Source organism: Luteimicrobium sp. DT211, assembly GCF_049844995.1.
GTDB lineage: Bacteria > Actinomycetota > Actinomycetes > Actinomycetales > Cellulomonadaceae > Luteimicrobium.
On sequence record NZ_JBNCMC010000005.1, the window covers coordinates 65,923 to 89,986 of the forward strand.

A 24,064-nucleotide genomic window follows, 5' to 3' on the forward strand; every position below is an offset into this window, starting at 1 on the left:
CCGGAGCCGCCTCCGTGGGATCAACGTAGCACCAAAATGGAGTCACTCTAAGTTTGGATCCAGTCGATAAACCGGTACGCTCGGGTTCATGGGTGACAAGCTGAACGTCGGACGCCGGGGCCGCAAGCGCGCCGCCACGCGCAGCGCCATCGCCGACGCCGCGCTCGAGCTGTTCCTCGAGCGAGGGTTCGCCGCCGTGAGCGTGAACGAGGTCGCCGAGCGGGCGGACGTGGCGACGGCGACGCTCTTCAACTACTTTCCGAGCAAGGAAGCCCTCGTCTTCGACCGCGACGACGACCTCGACAGCACGCTCGAGCGGGTTGTGCGCGAGCGGCCGCCAGGCGCGACGATCCTCGAGGCGCTTCGCGACCACGCGCTCGCGACCTGGGTCCCTCTCGCTCTCGATCCGAAGCTCGCGGCGCGCAGACAGCTCATCGCCGGCACCCCGACGCTGCGTGCCTACAGCGAGCGTTCGTGGCTCGAGCACGCGGATGCTCTGGCCGCGGTCATCGCCGGCGAACTCGGTCGGCCGGCTGACGACATCGCGAGTGCCGCGTTTGCTCGATACGTCCTTGACACAGCGATCCTGACGGCCGGCCGCGACGACGTCGAGGTCGCGGTGCGTTCGGTGTTCGAGATCCTCGCTCAGGGATGGCAGGCCGAGGCCTCCCCAGCGGGGTGAGTGGCGTCGCAGGGGTCACCGCGACGATCAGGCGACCGCCGCCCGGACTGCCGTTGCAATCTCGGACGGGCTCCCGTGCCAGGGCGTGCCGTGACCGGGCAGCACCCAGGACGCCTGGAGGCCGGCGAGCCGGTCGAGCGACTCGCCGGCCTCGGCGGGGTCGTCGGTGAAGGGTGCGGGCTGCGCGCCCGCCCGTCCGGTCAGCACGTGCCGGGTGGTGAGGGCGTCGCCGACGAAGACGGCGCCCACGGCCGGGACGTGCACGGCGATGCTGCCGGGCGAGTGGCCGGGCATGCCGATCACGACGGGTGAACCGGGGAGCGGCAGGACGTCGCCGTCGGCGACCTCCTCGACCTGCTCGACGTAGGCGGTGCGGTAGCCCTTCTTCCGCAGGCTGTAGGCGAAGAAGCCGAACGTCGGACCGACCTTGAGGTGGCCCATCGGCGTCTTCGGCTTCTCGCCCGTGCGTGCCCGGGCCGCGTCGGCGGCGTGCACGTAGACCGGTACGCCGGCCTCGCGGCGGAGCCGCTCCGCGAAGCCGATGTGGTCGCTGTCCCCGTGCGTCAGGACCAGGCCCTTGATGTCGGACGTCTGCTTGCCGAGGGAGGCGAGCTCCTCCTGCAGGTCGTCCCAGTGGCCGGGCAGTCCGGCGTCGATGAGCGTGATCCCGTCGGGCATGTCGACGAGGTAGGCGGCGACGATGTCGTTGCCGAGGCGGTGGAGGTGCGGAGCGAGCTTCACGGTGGCGCTTCTTTCCGTCGGGCTGACCTGCTGCCTCGAGACTACATAGCCCTCAGGCTAATGGCAATAGCCAATCAGGAGTCGCCGTTGCGGCGCCAGATGTCTGCGGAGAGCGCTGTCGCGAACGTGCACCACGCTGCGTAGGGCGCCAGTGCCACGCCGTGGGCCGGGTCGGCGGCCGCGGCTCGACGGGTGAGGTCCGTCGAGCTGACGGCGAGGGCGAGCGCGCCGACGGCGCCGAGCGACGGGCGACGGGCCCGGAAGAACAGGGCGGTCCAGCCGGCGTTCATGGCGAGGTTGACGCCGAGCGCGGTGCCGAACCGGCGAGCAGCCCGGGGATCGGTCTGCCGCAGGCGGGTGAGGGTTGCCGCCGAGGTCACCGCGATGTCGGCGTACAGCGTCGTCCAGACGATCGGGAACGCGAGGCGGGGCGGCTGCCACGGCGGCAGCTCGCGCCGCCGGTACCACCGGCCGTCGACGTCCGTGGCGAGGCTGCCGACGACGGCCGCCGCGGCCGTCGCCCCGGTCGTGGCGACGATCGTCGCGGGCTGGCTGGCGAAGCGGCGGACGACGTCTCGAAGGCTCATCCGGTCGACGGTAGGCGCCCTCGGCGACCTGGGCAGTGCGAGCCGGGTCAGGGCCGCGTCGCCCACCACAGAGCGCCGAGGGCCACGACGACCTGCGCACCGAGCCACGCCGGCGTCGGGCCGGTGGCAGCGGCACCCAGCAGCGGCAGCGTGCCGAGCAGGGCGCAGTCCGGTCCCGTCAGCACGTGCGCCACGTACCCGGCTGGGATGCCACCCGCCGGGCTCGCCAACAGCGGTGCGGACCAGTTCGGCGGCTTGCGGTAGGCGGCCCGCACCGCTGCCGCCCCCAGGGCGAGGCCCGCGACCAGCGCCGTCGGGAGCAGCCCGGGCTCACGGGCCGCCGCGACTGCCAGCGCGACCACGGCGGACACGGCAGGGACCACGGCCTTGACCCCGCGCGCAGCCCGCGCTCCCATCGGAAGCAGACGTTCGAGGGCGGGCCTCTCGTCCGCGACGCGCGCTCCCGCCGCCGCGACGTGGGCCGCCGCGTAGCCGGTCAGGGCGAGCACCGCGTAGAGGCCGGCGCCCCTCCCGAGCGCGCCGGTGTGCTCGGCGACGACCGCCAGCCCGGCGATGCCGACGAGCCGGGCGAGCGGGGCCGGGCCAGCGAGGAGCAGGGCGGCGTCGGCGGTCACGAGCGCGCTCGCCGGTCCACGGACCACGCGCAGGCGGCGCGACCGTCGGCGGCGTGCTCGCCCGGGCGTGAGCTCGACGGCGCTCGCGAGCCCTCGCGCGTCCATCGAGAGCAGCGAGCTCCACGCGCGGGTCGTCGCCGCGGCGGTTCGACGTAGCTCCGGCACGCCGAGCCGGCCGATCCGCCCGGCCCAGAGGCACGCACCGACCACACCGAGGGCGCCGAGGGCCCAGGTCACGACGAACGTCGGGGACCACGCCTCGTCGTGGCCCCCGAGCGTGCCGAGCATCGCAGCGACGACGGGGAGGGCGGCCAGCGCGATGTCGAGCGCGAGCGTGGCGCGCGGCGCGGAGCCCGTGCCCTGGATCAGTCCCGCACCGGCCACGACGAGGAGACCGCCGGCCGCGCCGAGCGCCCCCGTGGCCACGAGCGGTCCCGTGCTCGCGCCGACGACGGCCGCGACGCCGGCCGCCCCTGCGGCTCCGCCCACGATGCCGATCGCGAGAGCCCGCCAGGCGGGCGTCGCCAGCAGGCCGCGCCTCTCCACGGGCGTCGGGAACCACCAGGTGAGCTGCGCCGTCGTGGTCACGACGGGGCCCAGGCGGAGCGCGAGCGACGCCCCGGCCAGCACGAGGGCGACGAGCCCGAGGCCCTGGAGCAGGCCGGCCCCCCACGTGCCGTCGGCCCCGGGGGAGACGGCCTGCCTCAGCCCCCGCACGACGGCGGACACGAGTCCGACGGTCAGCAGGCAGCTGATCGCGGCGAACAGGACGTCCGTGAGCGGCTCGGGCGACCGGGGGGAGTGTGCCGCGGTCGTGCGGGCGGTGAGGAGTCGCAGCCGCCGTCCGCTGACGGACGCGTCGGCGTCGGTGCGCGGCCGAGGGAGCGGACGTGGCGCGTCGTCGTCGGTCACCGGATCCTCGCCAGCTCGCCCCGCCCGTCGTGCGGATCGAGGAGGACGCTGCGGCCCTCGCCGAGGGCGAGGACATGGGCCCCGGTGGCAGTGAGGAGGCGCTCGTCGTGGGTTGCGAAGAGCACCGCCACGCCGGCGTCGGCCTCCTCGCGCAGGAGCTCCGCCAGGCGGTCGCGGAGGTGAAGGTCGAGGCGCTGTTCGGGCTCGTCCAGGACGAGCAGCTCGCGCGGGCGCACGAACGCGGACGCGAGCAGGAACCGGCGGCGCTGGCCCGACGAGAGAGCATGCGGGAAGGTCTCCTCGAACGCTCCCAGTCCCAGCGCGTCGACGGCCGCGTCGACGACGGCGTCAGTGTCGGACACCCGGTGCGCTCGCGCGACGAGGGTCAGGTGCTCGCGGACGGTCAGGCCGGGGAAGGAGGCGTCGTCGTCGAGCACGCTCACGACCCGCGCCCGCAGGTCGCGTGACCGCTCGTCCACGGCTCGCCCGAACGCCGTGACGGCCCCGGTCACGGGCAGCTGGAGGCCCAGCACGGTCCGCAGCAGCGTCGACTTCCCGGTGCCGTTGGCCCCGATCACCGCGACGAGGTCTCCCGCCGCGAGCTCGACGTCGACCGGGGCGGCCACGGGGATGTCCGCGTAACCGATCGTGAGCCGCTCGCACCGCAGCACGGCAGTGCTGCGCGGGGTCGGGTCGTCGTCTGCGGGGCGCGGGGTCGGTCGCGGTGCCATCGCGGCCGAGCCTAGCCGCGGCCGGTGCGGTCGGGTCGTTGCGTCCCCTGGACACCGGTGCGAGGGAACGTCGCGGAGCGGCAGTCGGCACCGTACGAAACGGCGCCCGTGGGCCCTCCTTCCTGTACGTGGCACCCCTCTGACCGCGCGGCGCGCCGTCGCGCCGCGGGGAGCCCGGAGGAGGACCGATGATCCGCACCGGCAAGAAGGCGCAGGAGTTCGCACTCGGCCGCGTCGGCGGCCACATGCCGCAGGCCGGGCTCTGCCTGCAGTTCACGCGCACCGTGTTCGGGGTCGGCCCGAAGTTCGGGTCCGCGATCGCGGCCTGGAACCATGCCGCGCACCGGCACACCGGCAGGCCGCCCGCGGGGGTCGTCGTCCCGGTGTTCTTCCGGACGCCGTCGAAGTTCCGGCACGTGGCCGTCGTCCTCGGGAACGGCAAGGTCGTGTCGACGAACGGCGCGAAGATCAGCCTGTGGTCGAGCGTCGACCAGGTCGCATCGCTCTTCCAGGGCCCGTACCTGGGCTGGTCGGAGGACCTCAACGGAGTGCGCGTCTACACGCTCGGCGGCCCCCGCACGATCCCGGTCACCGGCGTCTGGGGCTCCATGACGACCAAGGCCCTGCAGCGCCGGTTCGGCACGAGGCCGGACGGCGTGATCTCCGGCCAGGTCCGGACTGACGCGAACAAGAACGTCGGCGGCCTCAAGGCCGGTCCGGGGGGATCGCTCCTGGTCATCGCGATGCAGCGGTGGCTGGGGATGGCGCCGGACGGCCAGCTCGACGGCGCCACGGTCCGCGCGCTGCAGAAGCGCTTCGGGACGCACGTGGACGGCGTCGTCTCCAGCCCGTCGAGCCTGGTGACGGCGATGCAGCGCGCGCTCAACAAGAAGGCCTCGATCTTCCCGGCCGAGGAGATCGTCGGCGCGCCGACGCCGGTCGACGACGACGTCCTGCCCGACGGATCCACGCTGCCGCTGGATCCCGACGACCTGGAGATCGCCTTCGTCGACCTCGGCGTCGATCCGGTCGACACCCCGGTCGCGGAGGTCGAGGCGATCGCCGACGACTCCGACGACGTCCTCGACGATCCGGCGGCGGACGCGGCGACGGCCGACTCCGACGTGGTCGACGAGGCCGACCCGGACCTTGACGACGCGCACGAGCTCGCCGACGCGCCCCAGGACGTGGAGGTCGACCCGGAGGCCGGAGGTGACGTCGACGGCCCTGGCGGAGCATCCTGAGCGGGCTGTCGCCGGACCGTCCCCTCACGCGTCGTCGTCCGCCTCCGGGAGCTGTGGCGCCGCGAACCCCTCGCCGTGGCGCAGCAGGCTCGCGCGGCGCACGCTGCCCGACCCGAAGCGCTCCGCGACGTGGTCGACCGCGAGGTCGAGCCCGTGCGTCTCCCGCCGGCTCCCGTCGATGACACGCGGCGCGTCCGACCCGGTCCCGGCGACCCCGCGGAGGTCGAGGGGGAGCGCGGGCTGGACGACGTCGTCGGGCGCGAGGTTCGTCAGCGCGACCCCGACGAGCGTGAGCCCGCGCTCCCTCACCAGCCCGGCGACGCCGTCGAGCAGCAGCAGCGCTGCCGGGGCGAGGTCGTCGCCGGAGTCGGTGGCGTGCGGGAACGTGTGCGACCGGGTGGCGCGGGTGTAGTCGTCGAACCGCAGGCGCAGCACGACGGTCCGGGCGATCCGGTGCGCGCCCCGCATCCGGCGGCAGACGCGGTCGACGAGCCCGAGCAGCGCGGCACGGACGAACCCCTCCCCGTGCGGCCCGCGCCCGAGCGCCCGCTGCGCCCCGATCGAGCCGCGCCGCCGTCCCGTGTCGACGCGCTCCGGCGTCAGCCCGTGCACGACGGCGAACAGGTGCCGGCCCGCCGCGGGGCCCAGCATGGAACGCAGCGCGACGTCGGGCAGGGCGGCGACGTCGCCCGCGGTGAAGAGCCCATAGCGCCTCAGCTTGGCGGCCGTGACGGCACCGACGCCCCAGAGCTGCTCGACGGGGAGGGGGTGGAGGAACGCGTCCTCGGCGTCCGGCTCGACGAGCAGCAGCCCGTCGGGCTTGGCGACGCGGCTCGCGACCTTCGCGAGGAACGGCGTCCGCGCGACGCCCACCGTGATCGTCAGGCCGACCTCGGCGCGCACCAGCGCCCGCAGCCGGGCGCCGATCTCCACGGGCGGCACGTCGATGTGCCGCAGCCCCGCGACGTCGAGGAACGCCTCGTCGATCGACACGCCCTGCACCTCGGGGGTCGTCCGGTGGAACACGTCGAAGACCGCCCGGCTCGCTGTCGTGTACGCGTCGAAGCGCGGCCGCACGACGATCAGCCCCGGGCAGAGCCCGCGCGCCTCGCGCAGCCCCATCGCCGTCCGGACCCCGGCGCGCTTGGCCTCGTACGAGCACGCCAGCACCACGCCGCCCCCGACGGCGACCGGCCGGCCTCGGAGACGGCGGTCGTCGCGCTGCTCGACCGACGCGTAGAAGGCGTCGAGGTCGGCGTGCAGCACGGCGGCTCGGCGGGAGCGTTCCATAGAACATATGTTCGAACGCGGACCACCCTGGCGTCCAGCCCGTCGCGGGCCGCCGACGGGCCCGTCCCACGCCTGGCAGCCGCCGAGATACCGAGATTCGGCCGAGATACCGGGTCCGCATCGGTATCTCGAGCGGAACTCGGTATCTCGCGGGGCCTCGGGCGGCTCAGCCGCGCCAGCGGTACTCGTGCTCCGGGCGTCCGGTGACGCCGTAGCGCAGCGTCATGGTGGCGTGCCCGTCGGATGCGAGCGCCGCGAGGTACCGCTGCGCGGTGGCCCGGGCGATGCCGAGCTCGTCCGCGACCTCGGACGCGGACCGGGCGTCGGGACACCGTTCGAGGGCCTCGCGGACGAGACGGGCGGTCGCGGCGGACTGGCCCTTGGCGGGAGCCCGCCGGTCGCCGGAGCGCAGTGCGTCGAGGGCGGCGTCCACCTGTTCCTGGTCCACGGGTCCCTGAGCGAGCCGGCTGCGGTAGCGCGCGTACGCGCGGAGCCGGGCGACGAGATCGGCCCGCGGGAACGGCTTGATGAGGTAGTTGAGCGCGCCCGCGGCGACGGCGGCGCGCACGGTCTCGGCCGAGTCGTCGGCGGTGACCATCATGACGTCGACGCCGAGCCCGGACAGGGCGGCCGTGACCAGGACGCCGCCCTCGTCCGGCAGATAGTTGTCGACGAGCGCGAGGTCCGGCCGGTGCGCCTCGGCGAGCGCGCGTGCCTCCGCGCCGGTGCGCGCCGTCCCGACGACGTCCATCCCGTCGACGGACGCCACGAACGAGGCGTGGATCTCGCCGACGCGGAAGTCGTCGTCGACGACGAGCACGCCGATCACCGGGCGCCCTCGAGCTCGGGGACGACGCTGGCGGGCCGGCCGACGAGCACGCCGGGCAGCGTCCCGACGAACACGGTGAGGTTGCCGTCGCCCCCGGCGGCGGTGACGCGCAGGTCGCCGCCGAGGTCGCGGGCGGTCCCGCGCGCGACCGCGAGGCCGAGCCCGCGTCCTTCCCCGTGGGACGTGACGCCGCCGGCGAAGATCGCGTCGATACGGTCGGCCGGAATCCCGTCGCCGGTGTTGGCGACCGACACGACGAGCTCGGAGCCGTCGGCGAGCAGGTCGATCTCCACCCGCGCGGGGCGGACGGTCGAGCCTGCGGCGGCGTCGATCGCGTTGTCGACGAGGTTCCCGAGGACGGTCACCACCTCGACCGGCGCGGCGAGCTTCGCGGGCACCCAGCTCCCCTCCGACACGGCGAGCCCCACGCCGAGCTCCCCTGCCCGCGCGGCCTTCGCGGCGACGAGCGCGCGGACGGTGTTCGACGCGACGGTCCGCGGGCTCACGACCTCCGCGGTCGCGAACCGCGTGCAGCCCTGCAGGTAGTCCACGGCGTCGTCGACGGCGTCCGCCTCGAGCAGCCCGAGGACGGTGTGGATGCGGTTCGCGAACTCGTGGCGCTGGGCCCGGAGGGCCGTGGTCATGGTCCGCACCGCGGCGAGCTCGCTCGTGAGCTGCTCGAGGTCGGTGCGGTCCTGCATCGTGAGGACGCTGCCGAGGTCGATGCCGTCGAGCACCACCCGCCGGTGCTGGGCCACGACCACCCGGTCCCCGGCCACGGCGATGACCCGTCCGCCGTCCTCGTCGGCGAGCGCGGCACGCAGGCGCTCGGGCAGGCCGAGGTCGTCGACGTGGCGCCCCGGTTCGATCCGCCGCCCGAGGAGCCGCTCGGCCTCCGCGTTCGACGTGGTGACCCAGCCCTTCACGTCGACGGCGAGGACGCCGTCGCCGATGCCGTAGAGGACCGCCTCGCGCTCGCGGACGAGCTCGGCGACGTCGGCCGGCTCCATGCCGAACGTGGCGCGCTTGAGCCGCCGGGCGAGCAGCCAGGCCAGGGTGCCGGCGACCGCGACGCCGACGAACCCGACGGGCACGGCGGCCCACAGCACCCGGCGCCAGGCGTCGCCGATCTCGTCGGCCGAGAACCCCACGCTCACCTCCCCGACGACGGCGCCCGCGGAGTCCCGCAGCGGCACCTTGCCCCGGGCGGACAGGCCGAGGGTGCCGCGGCTGACGTCCGCGACCTCGCGGCCCGACAGCGCCTCGTCGGGCGAGGTGCTCACGGGACGCCCGACCTCGTCGGGGTTGGGGTGGGCGAGCCGGATGCCGCGGTCGTCGGTCACGACGACGAACAGGGCGCCCGTCGCGCGTTCCTGCTCCCCGGCGATCGCGCGCACCGCGGCGCCGTCGCGCGCTGCGACGAGGTCCCCGAGCCCCTGATCCTGCGCGACCGTCCGCGCCACGGCGAGGGCGCGCTGCTGGAACTGCGTCGACAGGTAGGAGCGCTCGACGAGCACGAAGGCGACGAGCGCCACGAGGCCGAGCCCCAGAACGACCGCGATCTGCGCCGCCATCACCTGTCGCGTGAAGGGCATCCGCGCCCGCCACCACGTGCGCCGTGCGGCGCGCCGGTCGTCCCGGCCCCGCGTCATCGCCTGGACCATCGGGCCACTGTACGTTCCCGGTCCCGCGGGGAGACCCGTGAGCAGAACGCGCAGAACGTTGCCATCGCGCTAAACGTGCGCAACCGACGCAAGCGAGACAGCGCTGCCGCGCGCTGCGTACGTTCCCGGGGTCGCGGCGCTCGTCGCCGCGGCCTGCGGGCACGAGGACGTGCCGGCAGGGACCGACCGAGGAGCACCCCATGTCGAGCCTGGTCGAGCTCGAGCACGCGACCAAGAGGTTCCCGGACGGCTCCGGTGGCCTGCACACTGCCGTCTCGGACATCACCCTGAACATCGAGGAAGGGACGTTCGTCGCGATCGTCGGACCCACCGGCTGCGGCAAGTCGACGACGCTGTCCCTCGTCTCGGGACTCGAACGGCCGAGCGGGGGCGACGTCCGCGTGGACGGCGCACCCGTCGACGGGATCCCCGAGGGCGTCGGCTTCATGTTCCAGACCGACGCGATGATGCCCTGGCGGACGGTCCTCGGGAACGTCTGCGCCGGCCCTCTGTGGCGCGGCACGCCCAAGGCGCGGGCCCGCGAGCTCGCACAGCAGTGGATCGAGCGGGTCGGCCTCGCCGGGTTCGAGGACTACTACATGCACCAGCTCTCGGGCGGCATGCGCAAACGGGTCGCGCTCGCCCAGACCCTCGTCAACGAGCCTCGGATCCTCCTGATGGACGAGCCGTTCTCGGCGCTCGACGTGCAGACACGTGCGCTCATGCAGACCGAGCTCCTCACCCTCTGGTCCGGGACCGGCGCGGCGGTGGTCTTCGTGACGCACGACCTCGAGGAGGCCATCGCGCTCGCGGACCAGGTGGTCGTGATGACCGCGAGCCCCGCACGCGTCAAGGACGTCTTCGCGATCGAGCTCGAGCGTCCTCGCAACGTCGAGGAGATCCGCATGACGCCCGAGTTCACCGACATCTACAGCCGGGTCTGGCGCTCGCTGTCGTCCGAGGTCGAGACCGCCCGCCGGCAGGGACGCCCCGCCCCGGCCGCCACCGAAGGAGCGACCAGTGCCGCATGACGTCGCCGTCCGCCCGGACGCCCCCACGACCCGCTCCGACGGGAGCGCCGACCGCCCCCTGCTCGACGCCCGGACCCGCCGGCGCCGTCGTCGGCTCACGGTCTACGGTCTCCGGCTCGCCGTCCTGGTCGGCGTGCTCGCCTTCTGGGAGATCTCCGTCGACCTGTGGTTCGACCCGTTCTTCTACTCCAAGCCCAGCCTGATCTGGGACAAGCTCGTCACCTGGTTCACTGACGGCACGGCCCACGGGCCCATCTGGCAGCAGATCTGGTACACGCTCCAGGAAGCGGTGTACGGGTTCGTCCTCGGCGCGATCATCGGCATCGTCCTCGGGATCCTGCTCGGCCGCGCGCGGCTGCTGTCCGAGGTCATGCAGCCGTTCATCCAGGCGCTCAACGCCGTCCCGCGCATCGTCCTGTCCGCCCTGTTCATCATCTGGTTCGGGCTGGGCATGGAGTCGAAGATCGCGACGGCGTTCGTCCTGGTGTTCTTCCCCGTGTTCTTCAACTCGTTCCAGGGCGCGCGCGAGGTCGACGGCAACCTCGTCAACAACGCCCGGATCCTCGGCGCGAGCCGCTGGCAGGTGATGCGGTCGATCGTCGTGCCGAGCGCGACGTCGTGGATCCTCGCGTCCCTGCACACGGCGTTCGGCTTCGCGCTGATCGGCGCGATCGTCGGCGAGTACGCGGGCGCCACGCACGGCGTCGGCCTCCTGATCTCCAGCGCGCAGGCGTCGTTCGACTCGGCCGGCATCTACGCCGGGATGGTCATCTCCACCGTCATGGCGCTCGTCGCCGAGATCTTGCTCACCGCGCTCGAGCGCCGCGTCCTGCGCTGGCGCCCGCCGTCGGAGAGCGCGTCCGCGGCCGCCGACTGATCCGCGCCGTCCCCTGACACCCCGCACCCGCTCAACGAGGAGTACCCATGAAGAAGACCCTTGCCGCGACGGCCGTCGCGACCACCGCCCTCGCCCTGGCCCTGACGGGCTGCGCCACCCAGGGCTCGTCCGGCTCGCACGAGTCGGGCGGCAGCTCCGACAGCGTCGACATCATGGTCGGCGGCATGAGCAAGATCATCTACCTGCCGGCGGAGCTCACCGAGAAGCTCGGCTACTTCAAGGAGCAGGGCCTCAAGGTCAACCTGATCGACACGCCCGCCGGCGTCACCGCCGAGACCGCGCTCGTCGCGAACAAGGCGCAGGGCGTCGTCGGGTTCTACGACCACACCATCGACATGCAGACCAAGGACAAGTGCCTCGAGAGCGTCGTGCAGTTCGCGAACGTGCCGGGCGAGGCGGAGATGGTCGCCAAGAAGGCCGCCCCCGGCCTCGCCTCGACGGCCGACCTCGCCGGCAAGAAGCTCGGGGTGACGAGCCCGGGCTCGTCGACGGACTTCCTCACGCAGGCGCTCACCGCCAAGGCCGGGATCAGCACCGACGGCTACACGACCGTCAAGGCGGGGGCCGACCAGACGTTCATCGCCGCCATGAACTCGGGCGGCATCGACGCGGGCATGACGACGGACCCGACGATCACGATGCTCACGACCTCGGGAGACGGCTCCGTGCTGCTCGACATGCGCACGGAGCAGGGCACCCGCGACGCGCTCGGCGGCCTGTACCCGGCGAGCTCGCTCTACATGTCGTGCGACTGGGTCGCGGCGCACAAGGACACCGTCCAGAAGCTCGCGAACGCGTTCGTCAAGACGCTCGGGTACATCGGCTCGCACTCCGCGAAGGAGATCGCCGACCAGATGCCCGCCGACTACAAGGGTTCGGACGAGGCCCTCTACGTGAAGTCGCTCGACGCCTCGAAGGGCATCTTCACCAAGGACGGCGTCATGGACGAGAGCGGCGCGAAGAACGCCCTCGCGGTGCTGGGAGCGTCGTCGCCCAACGTGAAGCCGGTCAAGGACACGGTCGACCTCTCCAAGACGTACACGACGGAGTTCGTGAAGAACGCAGGCTGAGAGGTCGCACGACCGCCGGTCGCGGCCCCGGGGCAGGCTGCCCCGGGGCCGCGCCGTCGTGGTCGTCGACGGTCCGGTCGCCGTGCGCAAGGGGTGGGCGCAAATTTCACCCGCTCCCCGGCGCGCACGCCCGCGGGCGGTGCGCGTGGATAGGGGAGAGGGTCAGCGGGGGCCGGCCCGACAGGGAGGCACCATGACACCGTCGGAGCACCAGCGCCGCGCCCAGGAGGCGGACGCGATCCTCGACCTCGTCGCCGCGGTCGAGGCCGTCCGCGGGGGCCGGGACTCGGACGTGCGGTTCCTCGTGGGAGGGCGGCTGGACCCGACGTTCCACGACCTGCTCGTCTCGACGGTCGCCCGCGCGGTCGCGGCCGCGGACCGGCCGCTCCCGGTCGAGCTGAGCGGGCTGAGCGCGCACACCTGGGTCGAGGTGCGCCGTCGGGCGCGCCAGCACGCGGGGGAGACGGTGCAGCTCCCGGGGCGCTCGTCGCACCTGCCGCGCCACGTGGCCGAGACGGTGCCGGGCTCGGTGGAGCCGGTCCCGGTCCAGACGCGCAACGCCGAGCTCGTCGAGGCGTTCGGCGCCCTGCTCGACGCCGACGACGCCGTCCACGGCCAGGGGCACTCGGCCCGCGTCCTCGCGACGGCCCGCGACATGGCGCTGCGCGCGGTCCTGCCCGCCTGAGCCTCTCGGAACTCCCGGCCGGGTGTGAGACGCTGCCCGGACGGCGCACCGTCGCGCCGACCCCCTCCGCAGGAAGAGCGCATGACGATCGACGAACGCACCACCGCAGAGCACGCCCGCGCGTCGGCCGGGTCCGACGACGCGGCCGGTCCGCGCCGACCGCGGCCCGTCGCCATGGAGATCGCGCGGTCCTGGCTGCTGGTCAACGCGCTGAGCGGGGACTACGCGGCCGCCGCCCGGTCGCGGGCCGACCAGGTGGTCCTCGACATCGAGGACTCGGTCGACCCCGCCGCCAAGGCCGAGGCCCGCGACCGCGTCCTCGCGTGGCTGCGCGACGGCGAGGGGCACACCTGGGTCCGTATCAACGACCGGTCGACGCCGTTCTGGTCCGACGACGTCGACGCCCTCGCCGGGCTTCCGGGCCTCGCGGGCGTGGTGCTCGCCAAGACCGAGGCCGCCCAGGACGTCACGGAGACGTTCGACCGGCTCGGCGGCCGGACACCGGTCCTCGCGCTCGTCGAGTCGGCGCTCGGCATCGAGGAGGCCGTCGCGATCGCGCGGGCGCGCGGCGCGTTCCGGCTCGCGTTCGGGTCGGGCGACTACCGCCGGGACACCGGCACCTCCGCCGACGACCTCGCCATGGCCTACCCCCGCTCCCGCCTCGTCGTCGCGAGCCGGATCGGCGGCCTGCCCGGCCCCATCGACGGCCCGACGACGTCGCGCAACCACCCGGTCGTCCGCGAGCAGTCCGGCGTCGGGGTGTCGCTGGGGCTCACCGGCAAGCTCGTGCTGGACGTCGAGCAGGTGCCCGTCGTCAACGAGGTCATCAGCCCGACGCCCTCCGACGTGGCGTGGGCGCGCGACTTCCTCGCCGACTTCGAGGCTCGCGGCCGCGTGATCCGCGACGGCTCGGACCTGCCGCGGCTGGGCCGCGCGCAGAAGATCGACCGGCTCGCCCGCGCGTTCGGGGTCAACCCGAGCTGAGCCGACGGCGCTCGCTGCTACCGCGGCGCCAGCTGGGTCGACGACGGCGCCTCGCGGGTGGCGTCCGTCGCGTCGTCGTCCTGGGGTGCCTCGTCGAGGCGGTGGTCGGCGTCGAGGCCGGGGTCCTCGTGATCCGCCGCGTCGAGGTCGGGCACGGCGGCGTCGGCGGCCGGGTCGAACGGCACGAGGTCGCCGGTGACGAGGCCGAGGTCGATCGGGTCGGGCGGCAGCGAGGAGCCGTCGGCCAGCACGGCCGGGTCGTCGGGCGGGACCGGGACGAGCACGCCCGGGACGCCGGGCAGGAACGGCGGGACGCCCTCCAGCGGCGGCGCGAGCGTCTCGGCGGGAAGCGCCGACGACGGGGCGTCGAGCGCCCGCTGCATCGCCGCGACGAGGCTCGACGGCTTCGAGATCGCGCCGTCCGCGTGCGTCCCGAAGCGCCGCTGGAGCGCGCGGATCGTGGGCCCGTCCAACTGGCCGGTCGACTCCACGCGCAGCCACCGCTGGATCGCCACGACCAGCTGGGAGCCGCCGGTCCCCGCGCGCAGGCACGGCACGTTGGCGTTCGCGCGGAGGCGCACCTGGCCGGTGACGAGGCCGTCGGCCGGGGTGCCGAAGCGGCGCTGGAGCGCCGTCGTCGTGAGCGAGCCCCAGAGCCCCGTCACCGGGACGTGCCGGTGCGGCGCACCCACGTGGACCCGGGCGCCGTTGAGCTCCTCCGACCACCCGAGGTACGGGCCGTGGAACACCTCGGCGACGCGTTCGACGCTCGACCACAGGCCGATCGCGGACCCGTTGGTCGAGACGACCTTCCCGTTGCCGAGCGCGACCGCGACGTGCCGGTACGGCGACGGGGTGCGGAAGAACACGGGCACGACGGCGCCGCGCGGCGGTGCGGTCGTGTGCCGGTGCGTCGAGTGCTCCCACGCGGCGATCGCGGAGCCGTACCGCGGGCCGACCCCGAACACGGTCCGCGTGAACTGCAGGCAGAGGCCGGGGTGTGCCATGTGGCCGCCGATGCGACCGAGTGCGAACGCCTGCGCGGCAGGACCGGTGCGGACCATGGGGACACCTTCTCTCGGGCGGGGCCGCCGTCGCCCCCTGGACGGGAGAGAGCACCGGGGTGCCCGGTCTCGTACGAGACCGGACACCCCGGTGGCGACCCGCGGCGGCGGCTACCTCACTGGTAGCTCACCGTGAGCCGGTGGTCGACGGAGCGGGTGCCCGCGTGCACGGTCACCGTGCGCGTGGCCGCGTCCCAGCTCCAGTCGTGCGCCGACAGCTTGTGGCCGTCGACCCGGACGGTCCGGGGCTCGGTGGCGTTCGTGAACGCGACCGTCCAGGTCCGGTCCATCACCTGGCCGTCGAACGAGCCGCGCGCGGCCCCGACGGTCACCGTGTGGTTCCGGCCCGTGGTCCGGTAGTCGATCGACGTCGTCGCGCTCTGCGACGGGTCGGTCGACGTGCCGTCGTCCTCGTAGAGCGAGCTCGACCCGTCGGCGCCCTCCGCGACGGTGACCGTCACCTGCGTCAGCGGGTTCTGGACGTCGTTGCTGACGTGGTCCGTGCGGGTGGTGAGGATCCCGCCCGAGCGCACGAACACGGGCATCGTGTCGAGGCCGGTGGTGATCTGCGCCGTCGTGCCGCCCTGGTACGTCTTCCCGGTGAAGTAGTCCGTCCAGGTCGAGCCGGCGGGGAACCAGACCGACGTGGTTGCCGTCGATCCGGCCGCGGTGACCGGGGCGACGAGCACGTCGGGCCCGTAGAGGTACTCGCTGTCGGTCTGCGCGTACGCCTCCTGCTGGTCCGGGTACTGCAGGTAGAGCGGGCGGACGATCGGCAGCCCGGTCGCCGTGGCCTGCCGGGCCAGCGTGTAGGTGTACGGCACGAGGTCCTCGCGCAGGTTGAGGAACTTCTCCGCCGACGCCTTGGCGTCCGTCCCGTACTGCCACGGGAGCCGGTCGCTGTGGTTGGAGTGCAGGCGGTCGATCGGCTGGAACGCGCCGAGCTGGACCCAGCGGGCGTAGAGGTCGTCGGGGAGCTTGGTGCTGCCGGGCTCGGCGCCGGGCTGCTGGACGCCGCCCGTGTGCCCGCCGATGTCGTGGCTGATCGACGCCATGCCCGTCGCCGCGGACTCGCCGCCCGTGTACCCGACCTCGTACTTGAGCGTCGCCCAGCTCGACGTCGTGTCACCGGTGAAGTGCAGCGTCGTGCGCTTGTCGGCCCACGGGCCGGTGCTGACGGGAGTGACGTTGCCGTACCCGCCCGCCGCGAGCGTGCCGTAGGCGCGGGAGAACGCGAAGCCGCGTCCCACCGTCTTGTCGGTCGCGTTCGCGTACTGCAGGTTGATCCACGCGTCGCCCGTCACGCCGGCGAGCGACGAGTACGAGGAATCACAGCACCAGTCGAGCCACCACAGGTCGTTGCCCTCCGCGCCCATGGCGTCGTGCAGGTCGAAGTAGGCCTTGAGCTGGTCGGGGTCGCCCCAGTCGAACACCCCGTTCTGGAGCTTGCCCTTCGCGGTGGCCTGCGCCTGCGCGAAGTGCGGGTCGTTCGCGTCGATGCTCGGGTGGATGTTCAGCGCGGTGTGCAGACCCTCGCCGTGCGCCCAGTCGAAGAAGCCCTTCGGGTCGGGGAACTTGCTGGTGTCCATCTCCCAGCCGTTCCACGTGCCCGGGCTCTTGAAGTCCGTGTCGACGACGAGCGAGTCGAGCGGGACGTTCTCCGAGCGGAACTTCGGCAGGATGGTGTCCTCGAAGTCGGCAGCGGTCCGGTCGTAGTACTCCGAGTACCAGACGCCGTACGCCCAGCGGGGAAGCAGCTCCGACGGGCCGGTGAGGGCCGCGAGGTCGCGCAGGCCCTGCGCGTAGTCCTGCCCGTACGCGAAGAGGTAGCCGTCCTGGTACGGCTTGCCGCCGTGGTCGGACCGCTGCGTCACCTTCTGCGTGTCCGGGTCGAAGGCCGCCGACGTGGTGTCGTCGAGCAGCGACCAGCCGTCCTGGTACAGCAGGCCCGGGTTGGTCAGGGCCGACCCGTCGACGCCGTCGATGCTGCGGCGGTAGCCGCCGAGCGCCGCGTGGGGCGCGAGGAGCGGGCTCCGGGTCGTCGTGACGGCGACCGTGTCGACGTTGACGTTGCACGTGGTGTCGTCGGTGCACGCCACCCGGACGTCGTTCGTGCCCCGGGCGAGGTGCACGGGGACCCGGACCGTCCGCCACGTGTCCCAGCTGCTGGTCGCCGGCAGCGTGGCCGCCGTCGTCCTGTCCCCGGTCACGACGGCGAGCGTGCGGGTCTGCACGGCGGCTGCCCCGGCAGCCCAGTTCGCGTACCGGAGCTGCAGCGTGTAGTCGCCCGCCTTGGGCACGTCCGTGACGGAGATCGTGTCGGACGAGCCGGGCTTCTCGAGCCCGGCCGTGAAGCCCTCTCCGGCGTAGTCGTTGTGGTCGTGCGCGAGCTTCGCGCCCCCGGTCAGGGCGCCGGTCTCCGCCTGGCACACGTCGCCGAAGGCGCACGGCACGACGACGGCCGCGCCCCCGGGAGCCGGGTAGGCGGTGCCCGGCGTCACGACCGCCAGGCTGTCGAGGTTGACGTTGCCGGAGTCGCTCGCGGTGCGCTCGACGGTGACCGTGTGCTCGCCCGCGGACAGGTCGAGGGCGGCCGTCGCGACCTTCCACGTGTCCCAGCTGCCGGTGGAGGGCAGCTGCACGACCTGCGGGGCGCCGTCGTCGACGCGCACGCTCAGGGTGCGGGTGGTGTTCTGGCCGTCACCGCCCTGGGCGTTCGCGTACCGCAGGTCGAGGTCGTAGGCGCCGGCGGTGGCGGCGTCGACCCGGAAGGTCACCGCGTTGCCGACGTCCTGGAGCCCGGCGACGAAGCCGTCCCCGGTCGCGCCCGAGTGGTCGTGGGCCGTGCCCACGCCGACGAGCTGCAGCGACTCGGCCTCGCAGAGCGTTCCGATCGCGCACAGCGGGGCCTCGGTGGAGGCCCACGGCGTCGCGGTGACGTCCTGCTTGCCGGCTCGCAGCGACAGCGTGAGGTTGTCGGGCGTGAACGGCCCCGAGCCCACCTTGTAGCGCAGGGTCGCGGCGTCGGTGCTGATCGTCAGCCAGCCGTGGCTCACCTTCGAGGTGAAGCGGGTGCGCGCGAAGCCGTCCCGCCCGACAGCGTTGAACGTGCCCGCGTCGAGGAACTTCGCGTCGCCCGCGTACTCGGTGCGGATCAGCGTCGGGGACAGGACCTCGAAGCGTGCGTCGCCGGCGACGACGGCGGAGCTGGCCGCGCTCGACCCGTGCGCCGTGGTCGCGGCGAACGACGGCGCCGCGGTGGCGACCGTGGTGGCGGCGAGGGCGGTCGCGGCGATCAGGCCGAGCGCCCTTCGTCTGCTCGCGTACGGTCGCGCCGAGGCGCGCGCCCGCCGGGGTGGTGCTGAGGACATGAGGACTCCTTCGTCTCGTGCGGGATGACAGTCGTGCTGGAGGGGAGTGCGGTGGGGCCGGGGGCGGTCGTCAGGACCCGAAGCCGACCCAGTCGAGGTTGACGCGGCCGGAGTCGCCGTCGTCCATGCGGAGGCTGACCGTCGGGTGCTGGCCGTGCAGCGTGAGCGCGGGGAGCCGGAACGTGGACCAGGTGTCCCAGCTGCCGTCGTCGTTCGCGGGCAGGCTCAGCTGGCGCACCCTCGTCCCGTCGACGTAGAGGCTGAGCGTGGCGTCCGCACCGTTCGCGTTCGCGTAGCGGACGGTGAGGGTTCCGGTGCTCCGCGCAGGGCGGAGGTTCAGCCGGTACGTCGACGACGCGCCCGTGCTCCAGACCCCGTCGACGAACGCCTTGCCGTCGTAGCCCGTGTGGTTGACGTTCGTCTTGACGCCGCCCTCGTTGAGCGCGTCCTCGGCCTGGATCCTCTGCGAGGCGGGGCAGCCCTGGAGCGCGTGGGTGCCCGCCTGGTCCGGGCAGCGGTCGGCGCGGTCCTCGAGGCCGTCGTCGTCGCGGTCGCCGTTCGTGCCGCCGACGAGCGTGACGTCCACGACGTGCCGCCCGCGCAGGTTGGCGGGGATCTCGGCGGACGCGCGGTGCCTGCCGTCGAGGCGCACCGAGGCGATCCGGTCGCCCGCGCCGTGCAGCCGGACGGTGAGGTTCGCGTCGCGGTAGCGCAGGTCGGAGAGGGTCACGTCGCCCCAGCCCATGGGCAGCGTCGGCGTCAGCTCGAGGCCGTGCTCGGTGTAGCCGATCCCGAAGACGCCGTCGTAGATCTGCCTCAGGTACGCCGTCGCGGACCAGGTCTGGTCCGGCTGGGAGCCCCAGTGGAACGTCAGGTCGTCGCCCAGGCGCTGGTAGCCGCCGTCGACGACGCCGGTGCTCCCGTTGTAGATCTCCCAGAAGCCGCTGTTGGCGTCGGCCTGGTGGGCGAGGCCGGCCAGGTTGGTCGCGAACGCCGTCTGGTCGCCGCCCTGCGCGGCCGCGGAGCCCCAGAAGCCCTCGACGACGGGCCACACGATGGCGTTGTGGCGGCCCGGCTGGTCCGTGCTGTAGCGCTCGAAGTCCGGGTAGACGTCCGCGACGCCCTCGTCCATGAGGTGGGTGTTCTTCAGGATGGACCGGGTCTGGCGCTCGTCAGCGATGCCGAACAGGATCGCGAACGCGAGGCCGGTGCCCTCCTGGTAGTCGCCCGTGGTGCCGTCGGGCAGGACGAAGTAGCGGTAGAGGCCAGTCTTCGGGTTCCAGAACCGGGCGTTGATGGTCGCCTTGAGGGTCGCGGCCCGCGAGAGGTAGCCCGTGACCTCGCTCGCCGGACGCCCGAGGGCCCGCGCCATGTTCGCGGCGTTCTCGAAGGCCGCGTAGTAGAGCTCGTTGGTGCTGAGGAACATCCCGGCGCGGATCCCGGGGTAGGAGAAGGAGCCGGAGCCGAGCGACTCGGTCGGGTCCGCCGGCGGCGCCGGGTAGCCCGCGACGCCGTCGTTGAAGAACGAGGGACCCGTGAAGAGCCCGAAGTCCGGGTTGAGGCCGGGGTCCGAGTTCGCGAGCCGGATGGCGAGGGTGTTCTTGGCGGTCTGGAAGGCGTCCGCGAGGAAGCTGCGGTCACCGGTGACGAGGTAGTGGTTCCACGCCGAGGTGACCCACACGACCTGGTCCCAGGTCTGGTCGTCCTGCTTGACCTGCAGCCGGCCCTGGTCGTCCTTGTCGACGGCGGACCACAGCGTGTTCCGCGCGACCTCCGGCTCGAGCAGGCTCGCGGCGTTCCAGGAGTTGACCGACGCGTCCCGCGTCCACGGCTGCGGGTAGCCGCCGCCGGCCTTGACGAACGTCGCCGGGTCCGCGGTCATCAGGCCGCTCTGGTTGTACGTGGCGTCGTCGAACGGGACCGTGTTGGTCACCAGCAGGTTCTTCAGCGCCGCCTGGTACGCCGGGCCGAACGTGGCCTCGGTGGTCGGGTCCGCGAACGAGAGCCGCGGCGCGGTCGTGGCGGACCCGGTCCCGCCGCCGTTCGCGGCGGAGGCTGCGCCGTCGTCCGCGCCCGCAGCGGCGGTGCCGAGCGGGACGAGCGAGCAGGCGACGAGCGTCGAGCCGACGAGCAGCCCGAGGCGTGGTGCGATGCGGTTCCTGGTCATGCGTCTCCTTCGACTCATGCGCTAGGGCCGTCGTGCCGCGACCTCGCGACACTGCTTCCGACCTGGTCGGCGCCGCCCTGTGCGCGGTCTGGCTCCACGCTGAGACGACGAATCGGACGCTAGTGAGTTCAGGACGCGAAGTCAACGCTGTCAGGCAGCGTTGTCAGTCGTGTCGGGGACTCCGGTATCACCGCCGGCGACCTGAGATCACCGTCGGCGCGACCGGGCACGACGATGGGGCCCTCCGTGCGGAGGGCCCCATCGTCGTGCGCGCTGGGCCGGAGTCTGCCCGACGGGTAGGCCTCAGGGGCCGTTGCCGCCGAACCCGCCCGGACCGCCGCCGCTGAAGCCGCCGCCCGAGAACTGGCTGCCGCGGTCCTGGCTGCCGCCGAGGCCGGAGAGGCCCGACGTGCTGTCCGAGCTGCCGCTCGTCACGTCCTTGTCGAGGTCCGCGAGGATCACGGTGTCGCCCTTCTTGAGGCCGGACGTGATCTGGGTGACGTCGTCGCCGACGGCGCCGACCTCGACCGCGACGGTCGTGGCCTTGCCGTCGCGCAGCACCTGCACCGTGTGCTTGGTGCCGGAGACCGTGACGGCCGACGTCGGGACGACCGTCGCGTCCTTGGCCGCCGCGACCGCGATCTGGAGCTGCGCGGACGAGCCGTCGTAGAGCTTCTTCGACGCGTCGTCCAGCGTGATCGACACCGTGTACGAGGGCGTCGACGTCTCCGACTGGTTGACGACGCCGATGCTGCTCACCGTGCCGCCGAGCTTCTTCGTGGCGCCGACGATGCTGACGTCCGCCGTCTGGCCGGTCTTCAGCAGGCTCACCTTGCTGAGCGAGACCGTCGCGTCGACGACGTACCCGTTCTTGCCGACGACCGTGACGACCGCGCTCGACGACGACGCCGAGACGGAGTCGCCCTTCGCGAGGGCGACCTGGGCGACGGTGCCGGCGATGCGGCTCGTGAGCTGGTAGCGCTGCCGGGCGTCCTCGGCGATCGTGACCTTGGACGTCGCGAGGTCGACGCTCGCCTGGTCGGCGAGGATCTGCTCGGCCGTGATGGTCTTGCTCGTCGACGCCTGGCCGCCGGAGCCGGTCGAGCCGGAGCCCGACTGACTGCCCGACCCGGTCGCCCCCGAGGTCGAGCTCCCCGAGCCCGAGCCCGCGTCGGAGCCGGACCGGCTGCCCGAACCGGACGAGCCCGTGCCCGAGCCGGACGGCAGCCCGGAGCCCGCGGCCCCGGACCCCGTGGAGCCCGCGCCCGAGGCACCCGAGCCCGCGGACCCGGATCCCGCGGACCCGGATCCCGTCGAACCGGAACCCTTCGACCCGGAGCCGCCCGATCCCGAGCCCGACCCCGTGGAGCCGGACCCGCTCGACCCGGAGCCCGTCGAGCCGGAGCCCGTCGAGGGCGTGCCCGTGGAGCCCGACCCGCTGGACCCGGACCCGGACCCGGAGCCCGAGTCCGCCGACGCCGCGACGGCCTTCTGCAGCGCGGCGACGGCGTCGTCGAGGTCCGTCGCGAGCGTCAGGAGCTTCTGCTGCGCGTCGTCCACGGTCTGCTGGTCGGCGAGCACGCCCTTGACGGCGGTCTGGCACTCGGCGAGGGCGTCGGCGAGGCCGTCGTCGTCCGACGAGGTACCCGAGGTCGCCGAGGCGGAGGCCGCGGGGCTCGAGGTGGGCGTCGAGCCCGACGACGTCGTGCCGGCGAGGAACGTGGCGCACGTCGTCCCGGAGGAGCTGATGCCGTCGGAGCTCGCGGCCAGGGCCTGCTTCACGGTGTCGTACTGGGCGAGCAGCGCGTCCTGGGCCGCCTGGACCTTCTTCTTCGCGGCGGCGACCGTGTCGGTGCTGCTCGTCGCGACGGTCGTCGCGCGGGCGACCGTCGTCACGTACGCGACGGTGCTCGTCGTGCCGGCGTCGCTCGCCGCTCCCGACGACGACGGCGTCACGTACGCCGCGCCCTCGGTCGACGACGAGGTCGTGCTCGAGGTGGAGCCGGACTGGGCGTCCAGGTCGTCCGCGAGCTGCTGCTGCGCGGTCGTGAGCGTGTCCTCGGCGCTGTCGACGGCGTCGTCCAGGTCGGACGTGTCGAGGGACGCGAGCACCTGGCCGGCCTTGACGGTGTCGCCCACGGCGACGTCGACCTTGCCGACCGTGCCGGCCACGGAGAACGCGGCGTCGTCGCGCGCTGCGGACGCGACGGTGCCCGTGGCGGAGATCGTCTGGTCCACCGTGCCGGTCGCGACGGTCGTCGTGCGGTAGTGGGCGCCGTCGTCCCGGGTGAACGCGTACGCGCCCCCGGCGACGGCGACGAGCGCGACGGTCGTGACGCCGCCGACGATCACGCGTCGGCGGCGCGCGCGGCGCTTCTTGGCCCGCGCGTTGCTCCGGGCGCTGCCCCGGTCATTCACGGGCATCGACGGCTCGAGCCCCTCCGTGTGGATCGGCTGGACCTCAGGCATCGGTGCCGCCCTGGTCGCCGGACTGGTCGCCCTGCGTGCCACCCTGGCCGCCGCGGAACCCGCCCATGCCGCCGAACCCGGTCGAGCAGCCGTCGTCGCCCTTGGTGCTGAGCGCGATCGTCGTCGCCTCGACGGTGCCCTTCGAGTCGGTCTGGCCCTGCGCGGTGAGGCAGAGGCCGACCTTGATGGCCGACGACTTCGCGGTCTTGGTGACCGTGTACGTGGTGGACGAGCCGACGGTGACCTCGCGGTCGGTGGTGGTCGCGTCCTGGCCGAAGCCCGTCTGCTCGACCGTGAAGCCCGAGCCTGAGACGGCCTTGACCGTGCCGGTCGCGAAGCCGCCGAAGCCGCCCGCGCCGCGCCCGCCGGTGCCGCCGGTCGGGGCCCCGGAGGGTCGGTCGGTCGGCATGCCCTGCGGCATCTCGCCGGTGCCGCCCGTGGGCGCCCCGGACGGCCGCGTGCCGCCGGCCCGGCCGGCGCCCGTCGTGCAGCCGGAGCCTGACGCGGCCTGCACGACGACGGTCGCGGCGGCGATCGGGTCGTCCGACGAGGTCGAGCCCGAGCTGCTCTGCGAGCCCGAGCCGTCGCTGCTCGACGACGTCACGACGACGCACGAGCCGACCGTGACGTTCGCGAGCTTGCCGGCGACCTGCTGGGTGACCTTGGTGGACGACGACCACGACACGGCGGTCTGTGCGTCGCTCGACTGGACCTGCGCCGTCGTGCCGGAGATCGCGGCGATCTCGCCGGAGGTGCCGGGGCGCTGGCCGGTGCCGCCGGCGCCCTGGCCCGGCGCGCTTCCCTCGCCCTGCTGGCCGCCCTCGCCCTGCGCGGCGCCACCCTGGGCGGCGCCGGCCTGCGCGCCGCCGTCGGACCCGGAGCCGGACGAGCACGCGGCGAGGGAGAGCGCGACGGCTGCGAGGACGCCGGTGGCGGCGAGGACGACGGACGGCCGGGACGCCCGGCGGGAGGTGGGACGGACGGGTGACATGGCAGCTCCAGAGTCGACG

Annotated in this window: 19 protein-coding genes; 7 read left to right on the forward strand and 12 right to left on the reverse strand. The window is 73.6% G+C overall.

Going from position 1 to position 24,064, the window contains the following annotated elements; all coding sequences use genetic code 11:
* Positions 1–88 precede the first annotated feature (88 nt).
* Positions 89–682 (forward strand): TetR family transcriptional regulator, encoded by a 594-nt coding sequence (locus tag ACLQ14_RS14240; protein ID WP_425814118.1) that lies wholly within the window; start codon positions 89–91, stop codon positions 680–682.
* Between the two features lie 27 nt (positions 683–709).
* On the opposite strand, the gene ACLQ14_RS14245 is transcribed toward ACLQ14_RS14240, so the two are convergent.
* The 4 genes from ACLQ14_RS14245 to ACLQ14_RS14260 form a co-directional block, all read right to left on the reverse strand.
* Complete coding sequence (locus ACLQ14_RS14245; RefSeq protein ID WP_425814120.1) at positions 710–1,423, reverse strand: MBL fold metallo-hydrolase; 714 nt, start codon at positions 1,421–1,423, stop codon at positions 710–712.
* A gap of 74 nt (positions 1,424–1,497) precedes the next feature.
* Positions 1,498–2,010 carry a TspO/MBR family protein gene (locus ACLQ14_RS14250; protein WP_425814122.1) on the reverse strand — a complete coding sequence of 171 codons (513 nt, stop codon included), beginning with the start codon at positions 2,008–2,010 and terminating at the stop codon, positions 1,498–1,500.
* A 47-nt stretch (positions 2,011–2,057) separates the two neighbouring features.
* Positions 2,058–3,557 (reverse strand): DUF6297 family protein, encoded by a 1,500-nt coding sequence (locus tag ACLQ14_RS14255; protein WP_425814124.1) that lies wholly within the window; start codon positions 3,555–3,557, stop codon positions 2,058–2,060.
* Positions 3,554–4,288 carry an ABC transporter ATP-binding protein gene (locus tag ACLQ14_RS14260; protein WP_425814126.1) on the reverse strand — a complete coding sequence of 245 codons (735 nt, stop codon included), beginning with the start codon at positions 4,286–4,288 and terminating at the stop codon, positions 3,554–3,556. Before ACLQ14_RS14260 ends, ACLQ14_RS14255 begins: the two co-directional genes overlap by 4 nt.
* A gap of 188 nt (positions 4,289–4,476) precedes the next feature.
* On the opposite strand from ACLQ14_RS14260, the gene ACLQ14_RS14265 reads away from it, so the two are divergent.
* On the forward strand, positions 4,477–5,532 hold the full coding sequence (locus ACLQ14_RS14265; protein WP_425814128.1) for a hypothetical protein: 1,056 nt from the start codon (positions 4,477–4,479) through the stop codon (positions 5,530–5,532).
* Positions 5,533–5,556: 24 nt separating this feature from the next.
* Here ACLQ14_RS14265 and dinB read toward each other — a convergent pair whose 3' ends face one another.
* The 3 genes from dinB to ACLQ14_RS14280 form a co-directional block, all read right to left on the reverse strand.
* Positions 5,557–6,822, reverse strand: coding sequence for a DNA polymerase IV (gene dinB, locus ACLQ14_RS14270; protein ID WP_425814130.1), 1,266 nt, complete (start codon positions 6,820–6,822; stop codon positions 5,557–5,559).
* 166 nt (positions 6,823–6,988) lie between these two features.
* Entirely contained in the window at positions 6,989–7,651 is a 663-nt protein-coding gene (locus tag ACLQ14_RS14275; RefSeq protein ID WP_425814132.1) for a response regulator, read from the reverse strand.
* Positions 7,648–9,315, reverse strand: a complete 1,668-nt coding sequence (locus ACLQ14_RS14280) for an ATP-binding protein (protein WP_425814134.1) — start codon at positions 9,313–9,315, stop codon at positions 7,648–7,650. The genes ACLQ14_RS14275 and ACLQ14_RS14280 overlap by 4 nt, the downstream gene beginning before the upstream one ends.
* Positions 9,316–9,515: 200 nt before the next feature.
* Here ACLQ14_RS14280 and ACLQ14_RS14285 point away from each other — a divergent pair, with 200 nt between their 5' ends.
* From ACLQ14_RS14285 to ACLQ14_RS14305, 5 genes are all read left to right on the forward strand, one after another.
* Positions 9,516–10,346, forward strand: a complete 831-nt coding sequence (locus ACLQ14_RS14285) for an ABC transporter ATP-binding protein (protein WP_425814136.1) — start codon at positions 9,516–9,518, stop codon at positions 10,344–10,346.
* Positions 10,336–11,223: an ABC transporter permease gene (locus ACLQ14_RS14290; RefSeq protein WP_425814138.1), complete on the forward strand. Its 888-nt coding sequence runs from the start codon at positions 10,336–10,338 to the stop codon at positions 11,221–11,223. Before ACLQ14_RS14285 ends, ACLQ14_RS14290 begins: the two co-directional genes overlap by 11 nt.
* A 47-nt stretch (positions 11,224–11,270) precedes the next feature.
* Complete coding sequence (locus ACLQ14_RS14295; protein ID WP_425814140.1) at positions 11,271–12,314, forward strand: ABC transporter substrate-binding protein; 1,044 nt, start codon at positions 11,271–11,273, stop codon at positions 12,312–12,314.
* A gap of 193 nt (positions 12,315–12,507) precedes the next feature.
* Positions 12,508–12,999 (forward strand): hypothetical protein, encoded by a 492-nt coding sequence (locus ACLQ14_RS14300; RefSeq protein ID WP_425814142.1) that lies wholly within the window; start codon positions 12,508–12,510, stop codon positions 12,997–12,999.
* A gap of 174 nt (positions 13,000–13,173) precedes the next feature.
* Positions 13,174–13,983: an HpcH/HpaI aldolase/citrate lyase family protein gene (locus ACLQ14_RS14305; protein ID WP_425814289.1), complete on the forward strand. Its 810-nt coding sequence runs from the start codon at positions 13,174–13,176 to the stop codon at positions 13,981–13,983.
* A gap of 17 nt (positions 13,984–14,000) precedes the next feature.
* Here the strand turns inward: ACLQ14_RS14305 and ACLQ14_RS14310 are convergent, their stop codons facing one another.
* The 5 genes from ACLQ14_RS14310 to ACLQ14_RS14330 all read right to left on the reverse strand — a co-directional run bounded on the left by ACLQ14_RS14310 (position 14,001) and on the right by ACLQ14_RS14330 (position 24,045).
* A complete protein-coding gene (locus tag ACLQ14_RS14310) occupies positions 14,001–15,047 on the reverse strand; it encodes a hypothetical protein (protein ID WP_425814144.1) in 1,047 nt (348 codons plus the stop codon).
* Between the two features lie 116 nt (positions 15,048–15,163).
* Positions 15,164–18,418 (reverse strand): TIM-barrel domain-containing protein, encoded by a 3,255-nt coding sequence (locus ACLQ14_RS14315; RefSeq protein ID WP_425814146.1) that lies wholly within the window; start codon positions 18,416–18,418, stop codon positions 15,164–15,166.
* 70 nt (positions 18,419–18,488) lie between these two features.
* Positions 18,489–20,585, reverse strand: a complete 2,097-nt coding sequence (locus tag ACLQ14_RS14320) for an MGH1-like glycoside hydrolase domain-containing protein (RefSeq protein WP_425814148.1) — start codon at positions 20,583–20,585, stop codon at positions 18,489–18,491.
* 303 nt (positions 20,586–20,888) lie between these two features.
* A complete protein-coding gene (locus ACLQ14_RS14325) occupies positions 20,889–23,054 on the reverse strand; it encodes a biotin/lipoyl-binding protein (RefSeq protein ID WP_425814150.1) in 2,166 nt (721 codons plus the stop codon).
* Entirely contained in the window at positions 23,047–24,045 is a 999-nt protein-coding gene (locus ACLQ14_RS14330; protein ID WP_425814152.1) for a hypothetical protein, read from the reverse strand. Before ACLQ14_RS14330 ends, ACLQ14_RS14325 begins: the two co-directional genes overlap by 8 nt.
* Positions 24,046–24,064: the final 19 nt, after the last annotated feature.

Bases quoted from the DNA above. Each gene is read 5' to 3' on its own strand.
- ACLQ14_RS14305 (WP_425814289.1), top strand. From the start codon at position 13,174: ATGGAGATCGCGCGGTCCTGGCTGCTGGTCAACGCGCTGAGCGGGGAC.
- ACLQ14_RS14325 (WP_425814150.1), bottom strand. From the start codon at position 23,054: ATGCCTGAGGTCCAGCCGATCCACACGGAGGGGCTCGAGCCGTCGATG.
- ACLQ14_RS14260 (WP_425814126.1), bottom strand. From the start codon at position 4,288: ATGGCACCGCGACCGACCCCGCGCCCCGCAGACGACGACCCGACCCCG.
- ACLQ14_RS14265 (WP_425814128.1), top strand. From the start codon at position 4,477: ATGATCCGCACCGGCAAGAAGGCGCAGGAGTTCGCACTCGGCCGCGTC.
- ACLQ14_RS14250 (WP_425814122.1), bottom strand. From the start codon at position 2,010: ATGAGCCTTCGAGACGTCGTCCGCCGCTTCGCCAGCCAGCCCGCGACG.
- ACLQ14_RS14240 (WP_425814118.1), top strand. From the start codon at position 89: ATGGGTGACAAGCTGAACGTCGGACGCCGGGGCCGCAAGCGCGCCGCC.
- ACLQ14_RS14310 (WP_425814144.1), bottom strand. From the start codon at position 15,047: ATGGTCCGCACCGGTCCTGCCGCGCAGGCGTTCGCACTCGGTCGCATC.
- ACLQ14_RS14285 (WP_425814136.1), top strand. From the start codon at position 9,516: ATGTCGAGCCTGGTCGAGCTCGAGCACGCGACCAAGAGGTTCCCGGAC.
- ACLQ14_RS14280 (WP_425814134.1), bottom strand. From the start codon at position 9,315: ATGGTCCAGGCGATGACGCGGGGCCGGGACGACCGGCGCGCCGCACGG.
- ACLQ14_RS14295 (WP_425814140.1), top strand. From the start codon at position 11,271: ATGAAGAAGACCCTTGCCGCGACGGCCGTCGCGACCACCGCCCTCGCC.
- ACLQ14_RS14330 (WP_425814152.1), bottom strand. From the start codon at position 24,045: ATGTCACCCGTCCGTCCCACCTCCCGCCGGGCGTCCCGGCCGTCCGTC.
- ACLQ14_RS14315 (WP_425814146.1), bottom strand. From the start codon at position 18,418: ATGTCCTCAGCACCACCCCGGCGGGCGCGCGCCTCGGCGCGACCGTAC.
- ACLQ14_RS14300 (WP_425814142.1), top strand. From the start codon at position 12,508: ATGACACCGTCGGAGCACCAGCGCCGCGCCCAGGAGGCGGACGCGATC.
- ACLQ14_RS14320 (WP_425814148.1), bottom strand. From the start codon at position 20,585: ATGACCAGGAACCGCATCGCACCACGCCTCGGGCTGCTCGTCGGCTCG.
- dinB (WP_425814130.1), bottom strand. From the start codon at position 6,822: ATGGAACGCTCCCGCCGAGCCGCCGTGCTGCACGCCGACCTCGACGCC.